Raw genomic sequence first — 20,498 nt, 5'->3', positions numbered from 1 at the left:
CGATGTGTTCACTCCGTATAAACCCGGCGATCAGCGCCACGCGGGTCCTGTACGCCGCTCATGGGTTATTACGGGTCATGGTGGCCGGGCTTGTAGGCCCAGGTCCTCCGAAGGAAGACTGGGGCCCTGGTCGGTGAAGAGGTCTTTCAGGACGTGGACAACGCTCGGGGGTGCAGGGGGACGGTCAGGCGAACAGGGCGCGGCCCCAGTAGTCGCCGGCGTCCCGGACTCCCGGCGGGCAGGCGAACAGCCCGCTCGACACGTGCTTGATGTACTCGTTCAGCGCGTCGTGCCTGGCCAGGTTCATCTGCACAGGCACGAACTGGGTGCGCGGGTCGCGCTGGTAGGCGATGAAGAACAGACCGGCGTCGAGCCGCCCCAGGCCGTCGGAGCCGTCCACGTAGTTGTAGCCGCGCCGCAGCAGGTGGGCGTTGGCGTTGTGGCTGGGGTGGGCGAGTCGTACGTGGGCGTCCGCCTTGATGTACGGCTGGCCGTCCGGCCCCGTGGCGTTGAAGTCGGGCGTGTCGAACTCGGCCTTCCGACCCAGCGGCGCCCCCGCCCCCTTGTCACGCCCGAAGACGGCCTCCTGCTCGGTCAGCGAGGTGCGGTCCCACGTCTCGACGGTCATGCGGATCTTGCGCGTCACCATGTACGTGCCGCCGGCCATCCAGTCGGAGCCCGACGCCCACAGGTGGTCGCGCAGGAGCTGGGCGTCCTCCAGCTTCATGTTGTTGGTGCCGTCCTTGAAGCCCATGAGGTTGCGCGGCGTGGCCTGGGCCCGGGAGGTGGACGACGTACGGCCGAAGCCGAGCTGCGACCACTTCACCGACACCTTGCCGAACCCGATCCGGGCCAGGTTGCGGATGGCGTGGACCGCGACCTGCGGGTCGTGGGCGCACGCCTGCACGCAGATGTCGCCGCCGGAGATGTCCGGGTTGAGGTGCTCGCCGGGGAACTTGGGCAGGTCGGCCAGCGCCGCGGGCCGCTTGGCCGCCAGCCCGAACCGGTCGTCGAACAGTGACGGCCCGAACCCGATCGTCAGCGTCAGCCCGGAGGCGGGCAGGCCGAGCGCCTCGCCGGTGTCGTCCGGCGCGGCCTCCGGGGAGCCGCCGACGGCGCCGAACGTGCCCGCGTCCTTGCCCTGCGTCAGGCGGGCCGCCGCGGCGGTCCACTCCTGGAGCAGCTCGACCAGCTCGGCCCGCTTGTCGGTGATCACGTCGAAGGCGACGAAGTGCAGCCGGTCCTGGGCCGGGGTGACGATGCCGGCCTGGTGCTCGCCGTAGAACGGGACGGGGTCGGAGGCGGAGGCCGCCCGGGCCACCGGCTCGTCGAGCAGCGAGCGTGTGGCGACGGCGCCCGCGCCCACGACCGCCACCCCCGCCGCGCCGAGTCCGAACAGCTTCCTGCGGCTCAGCCCGCTTCCGTTGCCGCCCGCCTGGTCGCCGTGCTCGTCCACCGTCACCCCTCCTTGCCCGCTGTTCACTTCGCCACGATGGGGGCGATCTGGCTGATCGGCTCCCCGAGGGCGTTGATCGCGTCCGACAGCTTCTTCAGGTCGGCCTTGGACAGCTTGTCGTGCAGCTCCCAGCCGTCGCCCTTCTGGTGGACGGCCAGCGCCGCCTCAGCCGCCGCGAACCTCTCGTCGAGCGTCTTGACCAGGTCCGGCGCCCGCTCCTCCAGCACCGGCCGGAGCGCCTGCACGGCCGCCTTGGAGCCCTCGACGTTGGCGTCGAAGTCCCACAGGTCGGTGTGCGACCAGATGTCCTCCTCGCCGGTGATCTTGCCGGTGGCGACCTCGTCGAGCAGCTCCTTGGCGCCGTTGGCGAGGTTGAGCGGGGTCAGCTCCGTCGCGTTGGCCTTGGCGACGATGGTCTTGACGTCGGCGATCAGCTTGTCGGCGACGGGGCCGTCCTTGCCGACGTCCTTGGTCACCCACAGGTCCTTCTCGATGCGGTGGAAGCCGGTCCACTCCTCGCCCTCGGCGAGGTCGGCCTCGCGGGCGTCGATGGCGGGGTCGAGGTCGCCGAAGATCTCCGCCACCGGCTCGATCCGCTCCCAGTACGTACGGGAGACCGGGTAGAGCTCCTTGGCCTTGGCGACGTCGCCGGCCTTGACCGCGTCCACGAACTCCTGCGTCTTGACCAGCAGCGTGTCGCTCTGCGACTTGACGTACCTCTTGTACTCGGCGGTCGCGGCGGCCAGCTTGGCGTCCTTGGTGAGCGGCTTGTGCTCGCCCGTCACCTTCAGCGGGTTGCGGATGCCCTTGCCGACCATGCCGGGCTTGCAGGTCGCCTCGTACGTGCCGGCCGGCAGCTCGGCGACCACTTCGCGGGTCAGGCCGGGCACGATGTTCTCCACCTCGGCCATGACGCGGTCGCCCGGCGCGTACACGTAGAACTCGGTGACCTTGCTGCCGCCGTTGGTGATCGCGAACGTGCTGGTGCCGGCCGTCACCTCGGAGGCGGCCACCTTGCACTCGGTGTCGGACGCGGCCACGGTGATCTTCCCGGGCTTGCCGGCGGCCGCCGAGCCGGTGGCCGGCTGCTCGCCGGAGCCGCAGGCGGCCAGGCAGAGCAGGGCCAGCGCGCCGGCGGCCGGGATCAGGCCGTGCCGGGCGAGGGGGGTGCTGATGCGCATGATGCTCCTCAACGGTCAGGCGGACGGCCGGGCGGCCGGGGTCGTGGACGTCGTGGTCGGCGTCGTCCTGGTGCGCTGCGGGCGCAGGAAGAGGAAGAGCGTGGGCACGAGGTACAGCAGCCAGGCGAGGGCTTCCAGCACGCTGGGCTGCGGCGTCAGGTTGAGCGTCCCGGCCAGCAGCGCACCGTACCAGGAGTCGGCGGGGACGACCGCGCTGACGTCGAAGGCGTAGGTGTTGAGCCCCGGCAGGATGGCCGCCTCCTGCAGGTCGTGCACACCGTACTTGAAGATGCCGGCGGCGACGAGGATGAGCAGCAGCCCGGTCCAGGTGAAGAACTTGGTGAGGTTGATCCGCAGGGCGCTGCGGTAGAGCCCCCAGCCGATCAGCACGGAGGTGAGCAGGCCCAGGCTGATGCCGGTCAGCGGCGCTGCGGTGGCGGTGGCGCCCTGGACGGAGGCGAAGAACAGCAGCGCCGTCTCCAGGCCCTCGCGGGCGACGGCGAGGAACGCCATGACGACGACGGCCAGGGAGCCCATCTGCAGGGCGTCGGTGAGCTTGCCCCGCAGCTCGCCGGAGAGCGCGCGGGCGGTGCGGCGCATCCAGAAGATCATCCAGGTGACGAACACCACGGCCAGCAGGGACGTGATCGCGTCGAAGAGCTCCTGGCCGGTGTGGCCGAGGTTGGCGGCGGTGAAGGTGAGCAGCGCCCCGAAGCCCACGGACAGCGCGACGGCGCAGCCGACGCCCGCCCACACGTGCGGGAGCCGGTCCCTGCGGTCGCTCTTGACGAGGAACGCGATGAGGACCGAGACGACGAGCGTCGCTTCCAGTCCCTCGCGCAGTCCGATCAGGTAACTGGCGAACACGGTCACTCCCGCAGCGGCGTAGGAAAGGCTTACCTAAATTAGGGCAGGTGGAGCCTACCCAATGCAAGCGGGTCGACTGACACGCCCCTCCTCTTCGTGCCCCATCGCAGGTCAAAAAGGGGAACGTCTACGGCGGCCTATTTCACCGCGTCCAACCGGTAAAGCCACGGCGCGCGTTGCCGCTGGACCGGCCGGGCCGAGGAAGGTGGCCCCAGGAGTCCGTACAGGGGGATCGCGATGGACGATCAGATGGGTGACGCCTTCGGCGTGCGGGTGGCGGGACTGCCGGCCGACGGGCTGGAGGAGTTGCGGTTCACGCGCACGTGGGCGCTGGTGGACGAGATCCTCGCGGAGGACCACGCCGAGGCCGGACGCGGTCACCACGGCGAGCCCGGCGACGAGCCGGACGACGAGGACCAGGACGACGAGCCGGACGGCGGCCCGTACGGCGTGGGGGGACACAGGTTCGGCCGCGACCCGTACGGCGCGCCGGTCGAGGAGGGCGACGACGGCGACGGCTGGGCCGACGAGGCGCCGGGCGCGCTGGCCGAGGCGCTGGCGGCCGAGCTGGCCGACCGGGCCGACGCGCTGCGCTCCCTGGGCGGCGACGACGCGTTCCTGCGCGCGCTGGCCTGCGCCAGCCCCGGCCTGTCGGCCACGATGGAGAGCTGGCTGGCCAGGCCCGGCGCGGTGCCGAGACGGCCCAGGCTGGCACGCCTGGCCAGGAACGTCGCCCGCGCCGCTTCCACGGCCGGCCCGCACGCCGCGTTCACGATCAGCGGGCTGGGCCGGTGGGCGGACACGGGACCGGCTCTGACCCCGGCCGGCGAGCTGCGCTGGAGCGCCGTGCCCGAGGTGGACCTCGCGACGGTGCGCCGCGTCTGGGCGGCGCTGGCCGAGCGGCCGGCGCTGCGCGAGGCCGTGCGGGTGCGGGTCAATCCCAGCCTGTGGCAGGAGGACGGCCGGCTGTGGTTCCTCGGAGCCGGGCCGCGCGCCGGAGACGGGGACGCGGGCAGGAGTGGGGGCAGCGGCGGCGGCCGGTCGGCCGGCGGTCCGTTCCGCGAGCCGGTCGAGGCCCCGGCGCCCACCGCGGTCCTGGCCGAGCCGGCCGTCGCCGGAGCGCTGGCCTGGGTGCGCGCCACGCCCGAGCCGACCGTCGGGGCGCTGGAGCGCGCCGTCGCCGAGCCGGGCGTGGTGAAGCGGCTCCTCGACCTGGGGCTCGTGGAGCGGCTGCGGCCGTTCGCCGACCAGGCGCTGGACCCGCTCGCCGACCTCGCCGCCTGGGTGGAGGAGGTCCTGCCCGGCGACTCGCCGGACCGGCCGTGGCTGCCCAACGCGCTGCGCGAGGCCGTCGAGGCGACGTACGGCGAGCGCATCAGGCCCGTGGCCGGCTGGCTGCTCGCCCGGCTCGGCGACACGGTGGGGCTCGGCGAGCGCGGCGTCCGCCTGGAGACGGCCGTGTCTACGGCCCCGCCGGCCGTGTGCGGGCGGGCCGCCTGGCAGCCGGTGCTGCGCGACCTGGACGCCGTGCGCCGCCTGGCCGCCGTGTTCGACCCGGACCTTCCGGTCAAGCTCACCGCCGCCGAGCACTTCGTGGAGCGCCACGGGGCGGAGGCGTCGGTGCCGTTCCTGGCCTTCTACCGCGACGCCCCCGCCGCCTGCGCGGACCTGCGGGAGCTGCTGGACCGGACCGGCCCGACCGGTGGCTCGCCGGGGCGCCGGGTGGCCCGGCTGCGGCGCGAGACCTGGAACGCCCTGTACGCCTCGCCGCCCGACGAGCGGGGCGTGCTGGTCGCCGACCCGGACATCGTGGAGAAGATGGCGGTGTCCTGGCCCGCCTACGTCCGGCCGCCCGGCTCCATCACCTGCTACGGCCACCTGACGGCGGGCCCGGAGTTCGTGCTGAGCACGGTCACCACCGGCTACGGCCGGGGCGCCGGCAGGACCCGCCACCTGCTCGCCCGCGCGGGCGTGAGCGTGCCCGACGGGACGCGGCAGCCGGTGGCCGAGTGCCTGGGCAGCTTCGGCAACCACCTGAACCTGCGGCCCGCCTCGGCCGTGGGCGTCGACTACCCGTTCACCGTCACGGACGGCGCGGAGCTGTCGCTGACGGACCTGCGCGTCTCGTACGATCCCGGCACGCTGCTCCTGGTGCTGACCGGCGCCGACGGCGAGCCGGTGCGGCCCGCCCACCTCGGCATGTCGGCGCCGCGCGCGCTGCCGCCGGCCTGGTCGTTCCTGGTCCGGGTGTTCGGCGAGCCGATGGGGCTGGCGCCGGTGCCGTGGCGTTCGGCCGCGGCCGTCGACGAGGTACAGGCCAGGCCGCGGCTCCAGCTCGGCCGGGTGGTGCTGGTGCGGGCCGGCTGGCGGATGCCGGTCGCCGAGCTGCCCGTGCCGTACGAGGGGGAGAGCGACGCGGCGTTCGTGCTGAGGACGGCGCGCTGGCTGGAGCGGCACGGTATCCCCCGGCGGTTCTTCGTCCGCTTCGGCTCGGGGCGGCGCGCGGCCCGCAGGCCGTTCTACGTGGACGTCACCGACCACTTCCTGCTGCTGGCGATGGCCCGCTCGGCGGCCGGCAAGGACGGGAACGTGGTGCTGGAGGAGGCCCTGCCGGACCCGGCGGACGCCCCTTCCTACGGGGTGCACGGCAGGCGGGTCACGGAGTACGCGCTGAACGTCTCAGGCTGACGTCCGCCCGGGACGGCACGTCGCGCATCGTGCGCACGAACACCGTCCCGAGCAGGGCCCCGGCCAGCAGGGGGGCGCCGTGGTTGTCGCCCAGGAACGCGAGCGCGGCGCCGCCCGCGAGCAACGCGCCGGCCGCGATCCGCGGGGGAGCCGCGAAGCCGGCGCGGCCGCTCAGCGCCCACGCGGCCAGGCCGCCGGCCAGCCCCGCGACGGCCACGGAGCTGCCCGCGCTGTAGTGGTCGGTCACGTAGCCGACGGCGTTGCCGGCCAGTCCACCGGCCAGGTACAGGGCCGCCCAGCGGGCCCGGCCGAACGTGCGCTCGGCGGCGACGCCGGCGAGGAGCAGCAGCACCCCGTTGAAGACGACCTGGTGCCAGCCTTCGGGGTTGACGAGCACCGGGGAGATCAGACGCCACCACTCGCCGTGGTGGAAGGCGTTGGTGCGGGCGAGGGCCTGGGCGAAGCCGGGGACGAGGTATCCGGCCGCCGTGGTCACGGCGGTGACGCCGAAGACGGCCCAGGTGAGGACGGGGCGGGCCCCGGGATGCCGGGGGAAGACGAGATTCACGAGTGGTCCTTCCATGGCTCCTCCCATGATGGGGGCGCCGGGCATGGTCAGGCGGCGGGGACGAGCTCCTCCTGCGGGGCGGTCCGCGCCCGGCCGGCCGCGCGCAGCAGCGCCGCGCAGAGCAGGGCGGCGGTCATGACGGCCGCGGCCACCGCGAACACCACGTCGAGCGAGGAGACGAACGCCCCGACGGCGGCCGGGTGCGTGGCGAGGTCCGCGAGATCGAGCCCGCCCGTCTTCTCGGCGAGCACGCGGGCCAGCAGTGAGCCGAAGGCGGCGGACCCGAGGGCCATGCCGAGGTTCTGGAACCAGCGGATGCCGGTGGTCGCCACGCCGAGGTGCGCGGCCGGCGCCTGCTGCTGGACGAACGTGATGAGCTTGCCGAGGAGCTGGCCGAAGCCGAGACCGACCAGCAGGAGCGCGGCCCGCACCAGCCACAGGGAGGTGTCCTCGCGCAGGAACGCAAGCCAGATGAGGGCGAGCGCCGTGGCGGACGTGCCGGCCACGAGCGAGGCGCGGACGGAGGCGTTACGCCCGACGAAGCCGGACGCGGTCAGCCCGATCGCCATGAAGACGAGGTAGCCGGCGGCCCCGGTGGCGCTGACCCCGCGCGCCACCTGGAGGTAGAGCATCAGGTAGATCATGGTGCCGACCATGGCGACGCTGCACAGGATCTGCACGAGGTAGGCGCCGCGCAGGCCGCCGACGCGGAAGAGGCTCAGGGGCAGGATCGGGTGCGCCGCCGTGGCCTGCCGCCGGACGAACAGCGCGAGTGACACGACCGCGGTGGCGCCGAGGCCGAGGATCATCGGCGAGCTCCAGGCGTACTCGGTGCCGCCCCAGTCGCAGACCAGCAGCAGCGAGCCGGCGAAGGCGGCGGCGAGCACGGCGCCGGCGACGTCGATGGAGCCCCTGGCGGCGTGCCGGGGGATGCGGACGGCCCACAGGGACCCGCCGATGATCAGCACGGTGATCGGGAGGTTGACGAGGAAGGCCATCCGCCAGTTCCCGTGGTCGGCGAACAGACCGCCCACGAGCGGACCGACGGCGAAGCCGATGCCCCCCACGAGGCCGGCGAGCGCACTGGGACGGCCGTCGTCGCCGGGCTCGCGCAACTGCGCTATCACCACCATGGTCACGCTCATCAGGCCGCCCGCGCCGATGCCCTGCACCGCGCGGAAGGCGATGAGCTGAGACATGCTCTGCGCCAGGCCGCACAGCAGCGAGCCGGCGGCGAACGTGCCCACCGCGCCGATGAAGACCTGCTTGGCGCCGAGCGCGTCGCACAGCCGGCCGTACAGGGGGAGCACCGAGGTGGCGCCGAGGGCGAAGGCGGTGACGAGCCAGGCGACGTGGTCGAGGCCGCCCGCGGGGTCGAGCTCGCGGACGATCGGGACGATGGCCGAGGAGACGATGTTCTGGTCGAGGACGGCGACGACGATGGTGAGAAGGCAGAGTACCTGCGCCACGCGGCGCTGGGTCTTGGTCATGGCGGTACTCTAGGACGAAATTTACACCAAGACAACTTTTTAACTTGGTGTATTCTTGCGCCATGGAACTAGGCTTGCGTGAGTTGAAGAAGCAGCAGACCCAGCGCTCGTTGTGGCGGACGGCGATCGAGCTGTTCCTGGAGCGCGGCTTCGACAACGTGTCGGTGGCGGAGATCGCCGCGGCGGTCCAGGTGTCGAAGAAGACGGTCTTCAACTACTACGCGACGAAGGAGGACCTGGTCCTCTCCCCGATGGAGGCGCACGTGGACGACGCCGCCCGCATCGTGCGGGAGCGCGCGCCCGGCGAGACGGCCGTGGCGGCGCTGCGCCGTCACTTCCTCGCCATGCTCGCCGAGCGCGATGCCTCGACGGGGCTCAACGACACGCCGGAGGTCCTGAGCGTCATGCGGCTCATCCAGAGCACCCCCGCGTTGCAGGTCAGGGCGTTCGCCTTCCACCGGCACGCTCAGGAGCTGCTGGAGCGCGAGCTGGCCGCGCAATCCGGGCGCGACGACGTGACGGCCCGCGTGGCGGCGGCGCAGATCATCTACACGCGCGCCGCCCTCGTCACCGAGAACCTGCGCCGCCTGTTCGCCGGCGAGCCGGCCGACGCGGTCCACCCCGACGCGTCGGCCGACGCCGAGCGGGCCTTCGACCTGCTGGAGAAGGGGCTCGGCGACTACTGCGGCGGCCCCTAGCGGAGGCTGTCCGCCAGCAGGCCGAGCAGCGGCTCGCGCCGGTCGCACCGCTCCAGCAGGAACGAGTCGGCCAGCGCCACCAGCTCGTCGTCGCCGAGGCCCCTGAACAACTCGGCGTACTCCGGCAGCAGGGCCTGCGCGATGAGGATGTGCCTGACGAGGTCGTCGGTCTGGTACCGGGCGCCCCACGGGTAGGGGTTCCAGCCGGGGGCCTCGGTCTCGACCAGCCGGTGCAGCGGCGCCAGCTCGCTCGCCGTCTCCTCCATGGTCGAGCCCCACCGGTCGGCGCCCAGCCGCCGCTTCTTCTCGATGAACGGGCCGAACCGCTCCAGGTACGGCCCCCGGGCGCAGACCAGACCCTGCAGGCCCACGTCCTTGTACGTCCACAGCGACCAGCCGGCGTCGTACCCGTCGTAGATCTCCAGCTGGTCCCGCAGGATCTGGTAGCGCTGCCGGTCCGTGTCGGGGTCGCCGGTGTAGACGGGCCCGAACTCGCCCACCCACAGCGGCGTCCCCGTCTCCCGCTGGAACCGCGAGCGCCGCTCGAAGGCCCGCTCCAGCTCGCCCCGGTCGCACCACTCGCCGCGCGTGTACCCCGGGTACGGCCCGCCGTGGGCGAACCCGGCCAGGGCGTAGTCGTGGCAGACGAACACCGTGTTCTCGTACATCTCACGGAAGACCGTGAAGTCCGTGGCGTAGGTGTTGCCGTCGAGGAACAGCACGTGGCGCGGGTCGGCGGCGCGCAGCGCCTTCACCAGCCGGTCGTAGAACGGCCCGACGACCTTGCCCGACGGGTCGCCCGGCTCGTTGACCGGGTTGTAGCCCGCCACCCACGGATGGTCGCGGTAGTGGTCGGCGATCGCCTCCCACAGGTGCACGACCCGGTCCTGGAAGTGCCGGTGCTGCCACAGCGCCGCGACGTGTGTGGGGTTGTCGGAGTGCCAGTGCTGGTTCTGCGAGCCGGGCAGGGCGTGCAGGTCGATCACGCTGTACAGGCCGTGCGCGCCGAGCGCGTCGATCACCCGGTCCAGGTGCCGGAAGCCGTCCTCGATGATCTCGAACGGCCGGTCGTCGGACTCGAAGTGCCGGTAGTTGACCGGGATGCGCACGCAGTTCATGCCCAGCCCCGCCAGCAGCGCCGCGTCGTCCTCGGTGAAGAACGAGCCGAGCAGCCGCTCGAAGAACAGCGCCGCCCGATCCTCGCCCAGCACCTCGCGCACGGCCAGCCGCATCGACGACTCGTTGGCGGGGTAGCCGGTGATGAAGTTCTCCATGTTGAGCCAGCCCCCGAGGCCCACGCCGCGCAGCCGCACCGGCGTGCCGTCGGAGGTCAGGAGCCGTGTTCCGGACACATGCAGCATGGTCACCCTTTCGTCGCGCCCGCGGTCAGTCCGCCGATGAGGTGCCGCTCGGCGACGGCGTAGAAGCCCAGCGCCGGCAGCATGGCCAGCACCAGGTAGGCGAGCACCCGCGCGGTGTCCGAGGCGTACTGGCCCTGGAACTGCTGCACGCCCAGCGGCAGCGTCCACGCCGACTCGTCGCTGAAGACCACCAGCGGCAGCATGAAGCTGTTCCAGCTCCCGACGATGGCCAGGACCGAGACGGTGGCGAGCGCGGGGCGCGCCATCGGCAGCAGGATGCGCCAGAAGAACCCGAACGGCGTGCAGCCGTCGATGGTGGCGGCCTCCTCGACCTCGCCGGGGATGCTGCGGAAGAAGCCGCGCAGGATGATGATCGTCAGTGGCAGCCCGAAGGCGGCCTGGGTGAGGATCACCCCGAGCGGGTTGTCGATCAGCCCGAACGTGCGCAGCAGCACGAAGATGGGCAGGATGGCCACGGCGAAGGGGAACATCAGCCCCACCGTGAAGACCGTGAACAGCAGCTCCCGGCCCCGGAAGGCGAAGCGGGCGAAGACGTAGGCCGCCATCGCCGACAGCAGCACCACGATCACGGTCGTCGCCACCGCGATGAACGTGCTGTTCCAGAGCTGCCGCCAGAACGACCCCGAGCCGAGCACGTCGGTGTAGTTGCCGATCACCCACGGGTCGGGCAGGCCGAAGGCGTTGGTGGAGAGCTGGTCGGTGCTCTTGAATCCGCCGAGCACCGCGTACACGACCGGCACGAGGATGAACGCGCCCACGATCCAGGCGACGGCGTGCAGGGGAAGGGTGTTGCGTCTCACCGGTGGTCTCCCATCGACGTCGTCGCGCCCTCCAGGTCGCGCCGCATCACGAACCGCTGGTAGAACAGCGCGAAGACGAGGCTCAGGCCGAACATCACCACGCTGATCGCGCTGGCGTAGCCCACCTGGTTGCGGCCGAAGCCGAACTCCATCATCGTGACCGCCATGGTCTCCGAGGCGTGGGAGGGGCCGCCCTCGGTGAGGATCCAGACGAGGTCGAAGAGCTGGATCGTGTAGATGACCGACAGGAACACGCTGATCCGGATCGTCGGGCCGAGCAGCGGCAGGGTGACGTGGCGGAACACCTTCCACGGCGTGGCGCCGTCGATCTGCGCGGCCTCGATCAGCTCGTCCGGGATGTTCTGCCGCCCGGCCAGGTAGATCATCATGTGGAAGCCGAAGTACTTCCACGTCATCACGAGGAACAGCGACGGCATGACGGTGCCCGTGTCGGCCAGCCACTCCGAGTCCAGCCCGACCACGCCGAGGATCTGGTTGGCCAGGCCCGCGTCGGGCGAGAGCAGGAGCGAGAACAGCACGCCCGTGATGACCTCGGACAGCACGTACGGCGCGAAGAAGACCAGCCGGTAGACGGCCCTGCCGCGGACGCGCTGGTGCAGCAGCATGGCGATGGCCAGCGAGAACGGCAGCTGCACGCACAACGACAGGAGGATCAGCAGGACCAGGTGCCACACGTCCTGCCGGAAGACCTCGGTGCCGATCAGTCGGGTGAAGTTGTCCAGGCCGACGAAGTCCGTGGGCAGGCCGCCGAAGCCGTTCCACTTGAACACGCTCGCGTACAGCGCGACCGCGATCGGCGCCACCACCAGCAGCAGGAACAGCACCAGGGCGGGCAGGACGAACAACGTCATCGTCACCCAGGGCCGGCGCGGGCGCCCGGGCGGCCGGGCGCGGGCCGGGAGCGCGGGCGCCTGCGGCCCTCGCGTCAGCGTCGTCATTCGCTCTTGGCCACTTCCGTGATGGCCTCGACGACCTGCTGCGGCGTCTTGGTGCCGCCGATGAGCTGGGCCACGCTGTCGTTCACCTCCGCGCCCACCGCGGGCGGGTACGCCTGGTCCAGGTAGAGCTGGAACCCGGTCGCGCCGGCCAGCGACTCCGCCACGATCTTGAGGTTCGGGTCCTTGACGGAGCTCTCCTCGCCCTGGAGGACGGGCAGCACCCCGCCCGCCTCGACCGCCCTGCTGTGGTTGGCCATGGCGGTGAAGAACTTGACGAACTCGACGGCCTCGGGCGGCGCGTCGGCGCCGACGGCCAGGCCGCCACCGCCGCCGAACGCCTCGGTGACCGTCCCCTTGCCGCCGTCGACCGCGGGGAAGGGGAAGAAGCCGAGGTCGTCGCCGAGGCCCTTGCCGGACGACTTCTGCACGGCCGGCGCCCACTGGCCCATCAGCTCCATGGCGGCCTTGCCGTTGGAGACGGACGCGGACTGGCCGTCGGGCGTGGAGTAGCCGGCCCCGAGGAAGCCCTTCTGGAACGGCTGCAGGTCGGCCAGCGCCTTGAGCTGCTGGCCGGCGGCCACGAAGTCGGGGGTGTTGAAGTTCTTGTCGACCGCGGCCTGGTGCATGGCCGGCACGCCGCCGATGCGCATGGCGAGGTAGGCCCAGTAGTAGTGGCCAGGCCACTTCTCCTTGCCGGCCAGCGCGATCGGGGTGGTGCCGGCCGCCTTGAGCTTCTTGACGTCGTCGAGGAGCTCGGCCCAGGTGGCGGGCGGCTGCTGGATGCCGGCCTTGGCGAAGAGCTTCTTGTTGTACCAGAAGCCGACCATGCCGATGTCGGTCGGCAGCCCGTACGTCTTGCCGTCGAACTGGTAGGCGGTCAGCGACGCCTTGGTGAAGGTGCCGAGGATGGGGGCGACGTCGGCGGAGATGTCCTTGACCAGGCCCGCGTCGATCTGCTGCTGAAGGACCCCGCCGCCCCACGAGGCGAACACGTCGGGTGCCTTGCCCGACTGGGTGAGCGTAGTGATCTTGGACTTGTACGCCTCGTTCTCCAGGACGGTGGCCTTGATGGTGACGTTGGGGTGCGCGGCCTCGAACTCCTTGGCCCGCTGGACCATGATCGTCTTCATCGGTTCGGTGGTGGACAGGTGCCACAGCTCGAGCGTCACCTTGGCGGGGGAGCCCGCCGTGCTCTTCTGCGGCTCGGCGGCGCCGCCACCGCCGCCACTGCAGCCGGTGACGAGAACGGCCGTCGCGATCAGCAGGAAACCACGTTTCATAGGGGTTCTCTCCTTCAGGCCGAAAGTTTCGTGAAACCCCCCGATAATTTCGTTGCCCGGAGCATAGGTAAACGGCGTGTTACGCGTCAATAGCAGGAACGGGAGCATCGCGGTGCCGAAAGTTTCGGTACACTTTCGAGCATGTCAGCGAAGAGACGGGTGACGATCGCCGTGATAGCCGAGGAGGCCGGGGTGTCCATCCCCACGGTCTCCAAGGTCATCAACGGCCGTCCCGAGGTCGCGCCCGCGACCCGCTCCCGCGTCGAGCGGCTGCTCCAGCAGCACGGCTACCAGCGGCGCGCCAGCGCCGGCGACACCCACGCCGGGCTGGTGGACCTCGTCTTCGCCGAGATCGAGTCACCGTGGGCCATGGAGATCGTCCGTGGCGCCGAGAGCGCCGCCCACGAGGCCGGGTCCAGCGTCGTCATCTCCGTCCTGCACACCCACGCCGGACCTGGACGCGACTGGATGGAGCGCCTGGCCGGCCGCCGCACCGACGGCGTCGTCATCGTCGCCTCACGCCTGTCGGCCGGCGTGCAGGACCAGCTCCGCGCCCGCTCGCTGCCGTTCGTCGTCGTCGACCCCGAGGGCGAGCCCGCGCCCGGCGTCGTCTCCGTCGGCGCCACCAACTGGAACGGCGGGCTCGCCGCCACCCGCCACCTGGTCGAGCTGGGCCACCGCCGCATCGGCGTGATCAGCGGTCCCGCCGACATGCTGTGCAGCCAGGCCCGCATCGACGGCTACCGCGCCGCCCTGGAGACCGCCGGCATGCCGGTCGCGCCTGAGCTGATCCGGCGCGGCACCTTCCTCGTCGACTCCGGCCACGACAACGGCCACGCCCTGCTGTCCCTCGACGACCCGCCCACGGCCATCTTCGCGGGCAGCGACCTGCAGGCGTTCGGCGTCTTCGAGGCCGCCCGGCAGCGCGGGCTGCGGGTGCCGGAGGACCTGAGCGTGGTCGGCTTCGACGACCTGCCGCTCGCCCGCTCGGCCTGGCCGCCGCTCACCACCGTCCGGCAGCCGTTGCAGGAGATGGCCGCGCTGGCCGCCCGTACGGTGCTCGCGATGGGACGCGGCGAGGTGCCGGAGTCGCGGCGCGTGGAGCTGGCCACGGAGCTGGTCGTCCGCGAGAGCACCGCGCCTCTTCGCCGCTGACCCGGCGGGATCGGTCAGGGCCGGAAGAACAGGGCACGCCTCGTCTCCGTGCCCACCACGCTGCCCACGCACCGGTAGAAGCGCGCCCCGGCCGCGAACTGGGCCGCCGACGGCGGCATCACCTCCGACTCCAGCTTCCGCCCGGCGCGCTCGGCCGCGGCGTTGCGCGTGGCCAGCATCACCCGCGGGGAGCACACCCGCTTCACCGTCGGGTGCCTGGCCAGGTCGTGCTGGTCGTACGTCATGGAGTCGTCCGGTATCGGCGCCACCGCGTACGTCTCCCAGGAGTGCGTCTCCTCGCAGCCCACCCGCCGGGCCGTGGTGTCGCCCGCGATGATGACGAGGCCGCCCCAGCACTCGGCCTCCTTCACGCATGCCGCGCCGGCCGCCGCTGCCGCCGCCGGGCAGCCCTCGGTGTAGGTGTCCAGGCCGCTGAGCGGGCCCTTGGCGGGGCGTCCGGTCGCTGGGGCCGTCCCGGTGGGCCCGGTCCTGGACGGATCTGCCCCGGTCGGATCGGTTTCGGACGGGTCGGCCGGGGCGGTGGCCTGCCGGTCGGATGGCTCGCCGGTGATGCGGTCGTGGACCACGACGCCGACGGCGGTCGCGGAGACGACCGCGAGGACGGTCACGAGCGTCAGGAGCAGTTTGGAGGCGCCGAGCCGGGCGGGCGCCTCGGTGTCGACCTCCTGGCCGCCGCGCCCCCCGGGGCCCGTTCCGTCGTCCGCCGCGTGCGCCGGATCTGGACCGGGCCCGTGGGGCGCGGGATCGCGGGGCCCGTACGCGGGGTCGTCCGTCCTGTACGCCGGGCCATGAGGAGCGGCCGGGACGCGCACGGGCCCCGGGGAACCGGTGCCGATGGGGACAGAGCCGAGGGGACGCGAGCTGAAAGGATGCGAGCCGAGGGGGACGGCGGCGAGCTCGTCGCGGAAGGTGGCCGCGTCCGGGGTGCGCTCGCGCGGGTCCGACGCCAGCGCCCGTCTCAGCACCGCCGTCAGCTCCGGCGGCACCCCCGGCAGGTCCGGCACCGGCAGACGGTGCAGCGCCAGGATCACCGCCAGGTGCGGCACGCCGCTCTCCGGGAAGCGCGGCGGGCGGCCCGACATGAGCGCGTAGACGGTCGCGGCGAGCGAGTAGACGTCACCGGCCGGGGTGGGCCCGGCCAGCTCGAACGCCTCCGGCGGGGCGTAGGCGGGCGTCAGCGACTCGCGGGTGACCGAGGCGTCCAGGCCCGGCGCGGACCCGGCTGCCGGCATCGTGGCCAGCCCGAAGTCGGACAGCGCGACCTGGCCGTACCGGTTGAGCAGGATGTTGGCGGGCTTGACGTCGCGGTGCAGCACGCCCTGCGCGTGCGCGGCGGCCAGCGCGCCGGCGATGCGGACGCCGACGTCGCGGGCGTCCGCCGGGGTGAGCCGCCGCCCCTTGAGCGACCCGCCGGGGCACAGCTCCAGCACCATGTACGGCCGGGCGTCGGGCAGCAGACCGGCGTCATAGACGGGCACCACGTGCGGATGGCCGGACAGCGCGCCGGCGGCGGTGACCTCGCGCATGAAGCGGCGCCGGTCCCGGTCGGAGAGCAGGACCCGGTTGTCGACCTTGAGGGCGACCTCCCTGCCCACGGCCGACTGCAGGGCCCGGTAGACGACGCCGAAGCCGCCCTGCCCCAGCACGCCCCGGATCTCGTACCCGGGGACGGATAATTCCGACACGCGCGGAAGCGTAGCGCGTGCGGCCAGGCGTCCGAGTTTTCTGGTCGGCTACCGGGGCAGCCGGTACGACATGCTGCGAAACCTGGTGAACGGAGCCGTCGGGGGAGCCCTGGCCACGGCGGCGATGAGCACGGTCATGGTGGCGGGCGAGCGCGCCGGTCTGATGGGGGATCAGCCGCCCAAGCGCATCGTCCGCGCGATCCTGCCCGGCCACCGGCACAGGAGCAAGCCGGGGGAGGGCGTGCTCGGCGCCGTGGCCCACTTCGGGTTCGGGGTGGGGTCCGGGGCGCTGTTCGGCGCGCTCGCCCGCGGCCGTCGCGCCCGGGTGCCGCTCGGCATCGCGTACGGCCTGGCGATCTGGGTGGCCAGCTACGCCGGATGGGTGCCCAAGCTGGGCACGATGCCGCCGCTGCACCGTGACCGGCCGGGCCGCCAGGCGGTGATGGCCGCCGGGCACGTCGTGTACGGCGTGGCCCTGGCCAAGGCCCTCAACCGCCTCGACCACCGCACCCATCACAGCACCGATCACAGCATCGGCGCGGCCTGACGGCCGCCGGTGGCCGGGGCAGGTGGGGGCGGGTAGGGTCGGCGCACGTGAGCACCGAGTTGGAGCGGCTGACCGCACGGCTGCGCGCGTTCGCCGAGGCCCGGGACTGGGAGCAGTTCCACACCCCCAAGAACCTCGCGATGGCGCTGGCCGGCGAGGTGGGCGAGCTGGTGGCCGAGTTCCAGTGGCTCACCCCGGCAGAGTCGGCGAGCCCCGACCCGGCCACCCTCGACCGGGTCCGCTCCGAGCTGGGCGACGTGACCGCCTACCTGGTGCGCCTGGCCGACGTCCTCGGGATCGACCTGGTGGAGGCGGCGGGCGCCAAGCTGGACGAGAACGAGCGCCGCTACGACCCCGGCCGCTACCGCGGCTCGGCCAGGAAGGCGCCCCCGCTGTCCTCCTGAGCCGAACCCAACAGGGCTCCGGATGCTCTTCTCGCCGGCTCAAGGTCCCCCCTAAGGTGACGGGCATGCGATTCGGCGTGCTCGGCCCGCTGGCCGTCTGGACCGACGCCGGGGAGAGCGTGGCGATCCCCGGCCTGAAGGTGCGGGCGCTCCTCGCCGATCTCCTCGTCAGCGAGGGGCACGTGGTGTCGGCCGACCGGCTGGTCGACGACCTGTGGAGCGGCGAGCCGCCGGGCAACCCCGCCGGGGCGCTCCAGGTCCGGGTCTCCCAGCTCCGGCGGGCGCTGGAGGACGCCGAGCCCGGCGCCAAGAACCTCGTCGTCTCCCGCGCTCCCGGCTACCTCCTGAGCGCCGAGCCCGGAGCCGTGGACGCCGCCCGCTTCACCGGCCTGCTCGCGCGGGCCGAGGCGGCCGACGGGCCGCGCGCCACGGCCGCGCTGCTGTCGGAGGCTCTCGGGCTCTGGCGCGGACCGGCGTACGCCGACTTCGCCGACGAGGAGTTCACCAGGTCGGCGATCGTCCGCCTGGAGGAGCAGCGGCTCGCCGCGCTGGAGCGGCACGCCGAGGCGCGGCTGGAACTGGGCGAGCACGGCCTGCTCGCGGGCGAGCTGGGTGAGCACGTCGCCCTCCACCCGCTGAGGGAGCGGCTGCGCGCCGTCCACATGCGCGCCCTGTACCGCGCGGGGCGGCAGAGCGAGGCACTGGCCAGTTACGCCGAGCTGCGCGAGCGGCTGGCCGAGGAGCTCGGCCTCGACCCCGGCCCCGAGCTGGCCGAGCTGCACCAGGCGATCCTCGGGCAGGACCCCGCGCTCAGCGCCGTGACCGAGCGCCCGCCCACCAACCTGCCCGCCCCCGTCAGCAGGCTCATCGGCCGCGACGACGCGATCACCGAGGTCGCCGCGCTGCTGGCGGACCACAGGCTCGTCACGCTGACCGGCAGCGGCGGCGTCGGCAAGACCCGGCTCGCGCTGGAGGTGGCCCACAGCCTGTCCGGCGCCTACACCGACGGGGCCTGGCTGGTGGAGCTGGCCTCGCTCGACCGCGCCACGGGCTCGCCCGCCGAGGCCGTCATGGAGGCGCTCGGCATCCGCGAGGGCACCGACGGCGCGACGCCCGCCGCCCGGCTCGCCGAGGTGCTGCGCACCCGCGAGACGCTGCTGGTGCTGGACAACTGCGAGCACGTCGTCGATCGGATCGCCGACGTGGCCGGCGCGCTGCTGCGGGCCGTGCCCGGGCTGCGCGTGCTGGCCACCAGCCGCGAGCCGCTGTCCCTGCCCGGCGAGGTGCTGTGGAGCGTGCCGCCGCTCGACGTGCCCGACCTCACCGCCTTCGACGCCGTCCTCGGCGCCTCGCCCGGCGCCGCCCTCGCCGCCGCCGAGGGGTCCGACGCCGTCCGCCTTTTCGTCGCCCGCGCCGCCGCCTCCACGCGCGGCTTCACGCTCGACGCGGGCAACGCCGAGGCCGTCGTACGGCTCTGCCGCCGGCTCGACGGCATCCCGCTGGCGCTGGAGCTGGCCGCCACCCGCGTACGGGCGCTCGGTCTGCGGGGGGTGGTGGCGCGGCTGGACGACCGGTTCCGGCTGCTCGCCTCCGGGCACCGCGGCGCCCCGCCCCGCCAGCAGACGCTGACCGCGGTCATCGACTGGAGCTGGGAGCTGCTGACCCCGCCCGAGCGGGTGGTGCTGCGCCGCCTGGCCGTCCACGCCGACGGCTGCACGCTGGAGGCGGCCCAGGAGGTCTGCGCCGGCGACAGGACAGGCCGGGACCGGATCGACGAGCCCGCGGAGCTCGCGGAGCTCGCGGAGCTCGCGGAGCTCGCGGAGCTCGCGGAGCTCGACGTCCTCGACCTGCTCGCCCGGCTGGTCGACCGGTCGCTGGTGGTGGTCGTGGAGGGGGCCGCCGGCGTCCGGTACCGGCTGCTGGAGTCCGTCGCCGAGTACTGCCTGGACCGGCTGGCCGACGCCGGCGAGCTGGAGTCCGTACGGCGGGCGCACGCCCGCCACCACCTGGCGCTGGCCGAGCAGGCCGAGCCAGCCCTGTACGGCCACGACCAGCGGGAATGGCTGCAACGGCTCGACGCGGAGGCCGCCAACCTGCGCGCGGCGCTGGAGACGGCGGCCCGCGGCGACGACGCCGGCACCGCGATCCGCCTCGTCAACGCGCTGAGCTGGTACTGGTACCTGCGTGGCAGGCCCGGCGAGGCCCGGCGCTCCCTGGAGACGGCGCTCGCCCTCCACGGCGATGCCCCCGGCCGGGCCAGGGCGGCGGCCTGGCGGGCGGGGTTCGCCCTCATGCTGGGTGACCAGGCGACCTGGGACACCGCCGCCATCGAGGACGCCCGCGACCGGGCCAGGGCCGAGCTGTTCCTCGGCATGGCCGTGGCCGACGTTCCGACGGCGCAGGCGCTGATGGGCGGCGCTCTGACCACGTTCCGCGCCATCGGCGACGAATGGGGCATCGCGACAGTGCTCAGCAAACGGGCCCGTGACGCCTTCACGCAGCGCGACGTGGTCGCCCTCGAACGCGACAGCGAGGAGAGCGTCCGGCTGTTCGACAAGCTCGGCGACCAGTGGGGACGCCTCCAGGCCCTGGAGTGGCTGGGCGGCCTGGCCGAGATGCGGGGCGACGGCGAAGGGGCCAGGCTGCTGTTCGAGGACGGGCTGCGGGTGGCCGAGGAGCTCGGGCTGTGGAACGAGGCCGCCCGCCGTACGGCCTGGCTGGGCTGGGGGGCGCTGCAGGCCGGAGCCTACGAGCGGGCGATGGAGCTGTGCGGCCGGGCACTGCGGCTGTCGGTCGAGCAAGGGTTCCGGGAGGGCAAGGTGATGGCCGAGATGGGCCTCGCCTTCGCCGCGCGCCGGGCCGAGCGGTTCGACCTGGCCGAGCGGCACCTGCTCCACCTGCTCGAAGGAGTGCCCCGCCACCCCGGCGCCGAGCCCGCGCTGCACCTGCCCACCACGCTCGTCGAGCTCGGATACCTGCGCGAACGGCAGGGCGACGCCGAGGAGGCCCGGAAGCTGCACCTGGAGGCGCTGGCCGCGGCCCAGAGGATCGGCGACCCGAGCAGCGTCACGTTCGCCGTCGAGGCGCTCGCCGCCGCGCTGGCCGCATCCGGCTCGCCGGACCGGGCCGCGCGCCTGCTGGGCCTGGCCGCCGCCGCCCACGAGGCCGGCCGGACCCCGGCGACGCCGTCGCAGACGGAGGAGATCGACCGGGTCACCGAGCGGGTCCGGGAGGCGCTGGGTGAGGAGCGGTTCGCGGCCCTGTACGAGGAGGGCAGCCGCCTGAAGCTCGACGACGCACCAGGCCTCGCCCTCTGA

At 73.1% G+C, this 20,498-nt stretch carries 16 protein-coding genes; 6 read left to right on the top strand and 10 right to left on the bottom strand.

Annotated features, from left to right (window positions below; translation table 11 throughout):
- Positions 1 to 184: 184 nt before the first annotated feature.
- The 3 genes from efeB to efeU are packed head-to-tail and all read right to left on the bottom strand — an operon-like array spanning position 185 to position 3,504.
- Complete coding sequence (gene efeB / locus ACIBG4_RS28360; protein WP_397204391.1) at positions 185 to 1,462, bottom strand: iron uptake transporter deferrochelatase/peroxidase subunit; 1,278 nt, start codon at positions 1,460 to 1,462, stop codon at positions 185 to 187.
- A gap of 17 nt (positions 1,463 to 1,479) precedes the next feature.
- The gene (efeO, locus tag ACIBG4_RS28355; protein WP_397204390.1) at positions 1,480 to 2,637 is read right to left on the bottom strand and encodes an iron uptake system protein EfeO; all 1,158 of its coding nucleotides are present in this window, start codon (positions 2,635 to 2,637) and stop codon (positions 1,480 to 1,482) included.
- Between the two features lie 15 nt (positions 2,638 to 2,652).
- Complete coding sequence (efeU, locus tag ACIBG4_RS28350; protein ID WP_397204389.1) at positions 2,653 to 3,504, bottom strand: iron uptake transporter permease EfeU; 852 nt, start codon at positions 3,502 to 3,504, stop codon at positions 2,653 to 2,655.
- 237 nt (positions 3,505 to 3,741) lie between these two features.
- Here efeU and ACIBG4_RS28345 point away from each other — a divergent pair, with 237 nt between their 5' ends.
- A complete protein-coding gene (locus ACIBG4_RS28345) occupies positions 3,742 to 6,192 on the top strand; it encodes a lantibiotic dehydratase (RefSeq protein ID WP_397204388.1) in 2,451 nt (816 codons plus the stop codon).
- Here the strand turns inward: ACIBG4_RS28345 and ACIBG4_RS28340 are convergent.
- Together ACIBG4_RS28340 and ACIBG4_RS28335 are read right to left on the bottom strand one after the other, a co-directional pair.
- On the bottom strand, positions 6,161 to 6,775 hold the full coding sequence (locus ACIBG4_RS28340) for a rhomboid family intramembrane serine protease (RefSeq protein ID WP_397204387.1): 615 nt from the start codon (positions 6,773 to 6,775) through the stop codon (positions 6,161 to 6,163). The genes ACIBG4_RS28345 and ACIBG4_RS28340 overlap by 32 nt on opposite strands.
- Before the next feature lie 32 nt (positions 6,776 to 6,807).
- The gene (locus tag ACIBG4_RS28335) at positions 6,808 to 8,250 is read right to left on the bottom strand and encodes an MFS transporter (RefSeq protein ID WP_397204386.1); all 1,443 of its coding nucleotides are present in this window, start codon (positions 8,248 to 8,250) and stop codon (positions 6,808 to 6,810) included.
- 74 nt (positions 8,251 to 8,324) lie between these two features.
- On the opposite strand from ACIBG4_RS28335, the gene ACIBG4_RS28330 reads away from it, so the two are divergent.
- A complete protein-coding gene (locus ACIBG4_RS28330) occupies positions 8,325 to 8,948 on the top strand; it encodes a TetR/AcrR family transcriptional regulator (RefSeq protein ID WP_397204385.1) in 624 nt (207 codons plus the stop codon).
- Here the strand turns inward: ACIBG4_RS28330 and ACIBG4_RS28325 are convergent.
- From ACIBG4_RS28325 to ACIBG4_RS28310, 4 genes are read right to left on the bottom strand one after another with little or no spacing between them, the layout of a single operon-like run.
- Positions 8,945 to 10,309: a cellulase family glycosylhydrolase gene (locus tag ACIBG4_RS28325; protein WP_310709396.1), complete on the bottom strand. Its 1,365-nt coding sequence runs from the start codon at positions 10,307 to 10,309 to the stop codon at positions 8,945 to 8,947. The two genes, ACIBG4_RS28330 and ACIBG4_RS28325, sit on opposite strands and share 4 nt — an antisense overlap.
- A gap of 2 nt (positions 10,310 to 10,311) precedes the next feature.
- Positions 10,312 to 11,130, bottom strand: a complete 819-nt coding sequence (locus tag ACIBG4_RS28320; RefSeq protein WP_355444168.1) for a carbohydrate ABC transporter permease — start codon at positions 11,128 to 11,130, stop codon at positions 10,312 to 10,314.
- Positions 11,127 to 12,089, bottom strand: coding sequence for a carbohydrate ABC transporter permease (locus ACIBG4_RS28315; protein ID WP_397204384.1), 963 nt, complete (start codon positions 12,087 to 12,089; stop codon positions 11,127 to 11,129). Before ACIBG4_RS28315 ends, ACIBG4_RS28320 begins: the two co-directional genes overlap by 4 nt.
- On the bottom strand, positions 12,086 to 13,369 hold the full coding sequence (locus ACIBG4_RS28310; RefSeq protein ID WP_397204383.1) for an extracellular solute-binding protein: 1,284 nt from the start codon (positions 13,367 to 13,369) through the stop codon (positions 12,086 to 12,088). Before ACIBG4_RS28310 ends, ACIBG4_RS28315 begins: the two co-directional genes overlap by 4 nt.
- Before the next feature lie 141 nt (positions 13,370 to 13,510).
- Here ACIBG4_RS28310 and ACIBG4_RS28305 point away from each other — a divergent pair, with 141 nt between their 5' ends.
- Complete coding sequence (locus ACIBG4_RS28305; protein ID WP_355444160.1) at positions 13,511 to 14,524, top strand: LacI family DNA-binding transcriptional regulator; 1,014 nt, start codon at positions 13,511 to 13,513, stop codon at positions 14,522 to 14,524.
- A gap of 14 nt (positions 14,525 to 14,538) precedes the next feature.
- Here the strand turns inward: ACIBG4_RS28305 and ACIBG4_RS28300 are convergent, their stop codons facing one another.
- The gene (locus ACIBG4_RS28300; protein ID WP_397204382.1) at positions 14,539 to 16,230 is read right to left on the bottom strand and encodes a protein kinase; all 1,692 of its coding nucleotides are present in this window, start codon (positions 16,228 to 16,230) and stop codon (positions 14,539 to 14,541) included.
- Positions 16,231 to 16,300: 70 nt separating this feature from the next.
- On the opposite strand from ACIBG4_RS28300, the gene ACIBG4_RS28295 reads away from it, so the two are divergent.
- From ACIBG4_RS28295 to ACIBG4_RS28285, 3 genes are all read left to right on the top strand, one after another.
- Positions 16,301 to 16,777: a DUF6789 family protein gene (locus ACIBG4_RS28295; RefSeq protein WP_397204381.1), complete on the top strand. Its 477-nt coding sequence runs from the start codon at positions 16,301 to 16,303 to the stop codon at positions 16,775 to 16,777.
- Positions 16,778 to 16,824: 47 nt separating this feature from the next.
- Positions 16,825 to 17,181, top strand: a complete 357-nt coding sequence (locus tag ACIBG4_RS28290; protein ID WP_355444150.1) for a nucleotide pyrophosphohydrolase — start codon at positions 16,825 to 16,827, stop codon at positions 17,179 to 17,181.
- A 65-nt stretch (positions 17,182 to 17,246) separates the two neighbouring features.
- On the top strand, positions 17,247 to 20,498 hold the full coding sequence (locus ACIBG4_RS28285) for a BTAD domain-containing putative transcriptional regulator (RefSeq protein ID WP_397204380.1): 3,252 nt from the start codon (positions 17,247 to 17,249) through the stop codon (positions 20,496 to 20,498).

This window comes from Nonomuraea sp. NPDC050383 (genome assembly GCF_044459125.1).
Classification (GTDB): Bacteria; Actinomycetota; Actinomycetes; order Streptosporangiales; family Streptosporangiaceae; genus Nonomuraea.
This window is presented reverse-complemented; position numbering and strand designations above follow the sequence as displayed.